The following is a 3,056-nucleotide window of genomic DNA, read 5'->3' as shown; positions in this document are numbered from 1 at the left end:
AGCTATTTGCTCAATACTCAACCCCAACCCTAATAAGTGGGGTATTGCTTCTAACTTAGATTCTTGTATACCTTCTTGTTTGCCTTCTGCAAAAACATCTTGGTAAAATCTAGTTTGCTTTAACTCATTTGATCCAAACATTTTTTCGATCTCATCTTGTTTTAAGATTTTGGTTGTGCAGCTTGCCTAACAAGTTGTTCGTCCAAACCTAACGCTTGAGCTATCTGCTCAATACTTAAACCCAACCTTAGTAACTGGGGTATCGTTTCTAACTTACCTTCTTGTTTACCTTCTTGTTTACCTTCTTGTTTACCCTCTTCAAAAACATCTTGATAAAATCTAGTTTGCCTCAAGTCATTTAATCCAAACATTTTTCCTATCTCCTCCTGGCTCAATCGTGGCAACTTATAGATTAATATCGTCTCTATCAATTGTATAATTTCCCTAATAGTAGCGACATCTGGAATTTGCTGTCGGGCACTGTTGACTATCTCTATAGCTCTTGCTGTCGCGGTTGATTCAGGTTCAATGATGAGTTTAACTGTCTCTATACCGATTGATGATGTTTCAATTGAGCTTAATTCGTCAAGATAGACGCGAGTCACTCGTTGTGAGTTGAGTAGTTCTGTATATCTTTCGGTGTCTCCAGTATCAACGCTGCGGCTAGGGTAGATGACAACACCACGCCAATTGTTGGTTAATTCAGTTTTATCGAGATAGTTAAAGATTTCAGTAAATAAGCGTGAGTAGAATTTTTTGTCTGATTGAAATTGCACTTCAGCAAAATAAATCGGTAAGTCTGGCGTCTTTGGGAGAAAGACACCATCGATTCTAAACGCCAGTTGTTTGACTTCTACTGAAGAAAATTGGTAAACATTAGCTAGTTGGGGCGGTTGGTTAATCAGTTCAAAGAAAGTAGTAGGAATACTCTGAAAGATCCGATAGAAGATACTGTCTGTTTTCAAGGTAGCTTGTTTTACAGTCGTTGATGAATATATTTTACACTTCGACGATCCCGTGACAAATCTTTTGAGTATATAAAAATTAACTGGTAAGATAGTGCATATATGTATGTCAACAATCCAATAAATAATATTTGGATTGTGTCGAGTGATGATACAAAAAGTATTTTCAAAATATTAGGTGTTTAAAGCTGACATTAATATTAGCAATTACCCCCTAGAATTTTAGAAATAGGGTGTTTTATAGTAAAAAAATTGATTCGGCATGGGGTATTGGATATTGGACATGGGATCGATTTCCCTAGTCCTTAATCATTAGCCCTAGTCTCGGATAAAAAAGGGGAATTCCGCCTAAAGGACTCGAAGCCTGCGTAAATCAGTATGGCCCGTGATGAAATGCGATCGCGTGTTTCGATAATTCATGGGTGTTAACAGACTCAATTCCCAATTGGCTAGAGTACGGCAGAGTTATGACCCCCAGTATTACAGATTCGGCGGTGAAGGCTGCGGTAGCAGCTGTTGCATCGGAGTCAGCCTCAGCAGAGGAAAAAATCCAAATGCTGATTGAGATCGCACAGGGTTTTCAAAAAAAGCCCAAAGCTGCCCAAGACTTGCGAAATGCAGTTGGGTTATATTACCGGGCCTATGAAATGTGTGGTGAGGAGTATTCCCTGCTAAAAGCGAGGGCAAAAGTGGGGATGGCAGGGACGTTACAAGCAATACCGGATGCTGAGTACCAACTGCTGATGCAAGCGAAAGCAGGTTATGAAGAAGCACTGCCAATTTTACAGGAATTAGCTTCACCAGAGGAAGTAGCAGAGACGCAGATGAATTTTGGGCTGGTGTTGCAGTCACTAGTACCGTTTAATTTGGCACGGATAACTGACAGCATCCAGGCTTATCATGAGGCTTTGCGGGTGTTTACTTGGGAAGATTATCCTCAAGAATACGCGATTTTGTATAACAATATTGCGATCGCTTACCTTTCTATGCCCTTAGCATCAGAACGGGAATACTTGCGTCAAGGGTTAGCTGTGCAATCATTTGAGGTAGCGCTAAAGCATATTAATTTGATTGACCATCCTAGAGAATATGCGATGTTGCAAAACAACTTGGGTAACGCTTTGCAATATTTAGTGAGTTCCCATCCTGTGGAAAATAATTTAAGAGCGATCGCTGCTTATGATGAGGCGCTGAAAGTGCGTAATTTCAAAGATACACCTCTAGAGTACGCTAACACAATTTCAAACAAAGCTAACGCCTTATTCAACTTACCCGACGACTCAGAAAAACCAGAAGCTGGCAATCCTAAAAATCTCTCACAAGCACGTATTTACTATCAACAAGCTTTTGAAGTATTTACCCAAAACCAACAAATAGGACAAGCAGAGATAGTAGCCCAAGCTCTACAAGATATTGAAGCAGAAATAGGGAATAGGGAATAGGGCATTGGGCATTGCTTCTTCTCCCTTATCCCCCACTCCTCACTCCCTTCATTCATAAGGAGAACAAAACAGCATGAGAGATATTTTAACAAATCCTTCTGTGAGAGATTTTCTCAAAAGTTTAGTAGATGGTGACTTAAATATAGTAACAGGATTAGTGTGGATAATCATAGCAACAGCCTTGTCTATGATCGGTGGTGCTATTGGTGGAATGCTGTTAGCTGGAAAAGATATCGGCTATCATTTTTCAGGAATGCTTGGGGCATTATTTGCTCCTGCTGGTGTAATTCCTGCTATTCTATTAGGATTTATAATCTTAAATTTACTAACAAGATATTAGGAGTAAATATGTTAGAAATTGGGTGGTTTTCTGCAAAGTTATTTTTCAAAGGGAAATTACTGCGCAATCCAATGTATTTTGTTCAACGAACTGCTATTGCTACTGCTGTAGGTTCGTTACTGCTAGTATTATTTGCACAAATCGACATTCCCTTTTACTTACCAATAACAATATCTAGCTTAGTAACAGGCTTGATTATGCCATTTTTACTCAAAGATTTCAAAATGAAGTAATTTGTCATTGGTCATTTATTAATAACCAATGTCCCTAAAGAGTGCTGAGTTCTGAGTAATGAGTGCTGAGTGGGAA

Annotated in this window: 4 protein-coding genes; 3 read left to right on the top strand and 1 reads right to left on the bottom strand. The window is 39.1% G+C overall.

The window, feature by feature from the left end; all coding sequences use genetic code 11:
• Positions 1 to 161 precede the first annotated feature (161 nt).
• Complete coding sequence (locus tag IQ229_RS21050; protein WP_194047061.1) at positions 162 to 965, bottom strand: Rpn family recombination-promoting nuclease/putative transposase; 804 nt, start codon at positions 963 to 965, stop codon at positions 162 to 164.
• Positions 966 to 1,432: 467 nt separating this feature from the next.
• Here IQ229_RS21050 and IQ229_RS21045 point away from each other — a divergent pair, with 467 nt between their 5' ends.
• The 3 genes from IQ229_RS21045 (at position 1,433) to IQ229_RS21035 (ending at position 2,980) form a co-directional block, all read left to right on the top strand.
• On the top strand, positions 1,433 to 2,407 hold the full coding sequence (locus tag IQ229_RS21045; RefSeq protein ID WP_194047063.1) for a hypothetical protein: 975 nt from the start codon (positions 1,433 to 1,435) through the stop codon (positions 2,405 to 2,407).
• A gap of 73 nt (positions 2,408 to 2,480) precedes the next feature.
• Complete coding sequence (locus tag IQ229_RS21040; protein WP_194047059.1) at positions 2,481 to 2,747, top strand: hypothetical protein; 267 nt, start codon at positions 2,481 to 2,483, stop codon at positions 2,745 to 2,747.
• An 8-nt stretch (positions 2,748 to 2,755) separates the two neighbouring features.
• Positions 2,756 to 2,980, top strand: coding sequence for a hypothetical protein (locus tag IQ229_RS21035; RefSeq protein WP_194047058.1), 225 nt, complete (start codon positions 2,756 to 2,758; stop codon positions 2,978 to 2,980).
• The last annotated feature ends 76 nt before the right edge of the window (positions 2,981 to 3,056 follow it).

The sequence above is a fragment of the Nostoc cf. edaphicum LEGE 07299 genome, from assembly GCF_015207245.1.
In the GTDB taxonomy this organism is placed as follows: domain Bacteria; phylum Cyanobacteriota; class Cyanobacteriia; order Cyanobacteriales; family Nostocaceae; genus Nostoc; species Nostoc edaphicum_B.
The sequence above is the reverse complement of the archived record's forward strand: the minus strand, read 5'-3'. Positions and strand labels throughout refer to the sequence as shown.

Bases quoted from the DNA above. Each gene is read 5' to 3' on its own strand.
- IQ229_RS21045 (WP_194047063.1), top strand. From the start codon at position 1,433: ATGACCCCCAGTATTACAGATTCGGCGGTGAAGGCTGCGGTAGCAGCT.
- IQ229_RS21040 (WP_194047059.1), top strand. From the start codon at position 2,481: ATGAGAGATATTTTAACAAATCCTTCTGTGAGAGATTTTCTCAAAAGT.
- IQ229_RS21035 (WP_194047058.1), top strand. From the start codon at position 2,756: ATGTTAGAAATTGGGTGGTTTTCTGCAAAGTTATTTTTCAAAGGGAAA.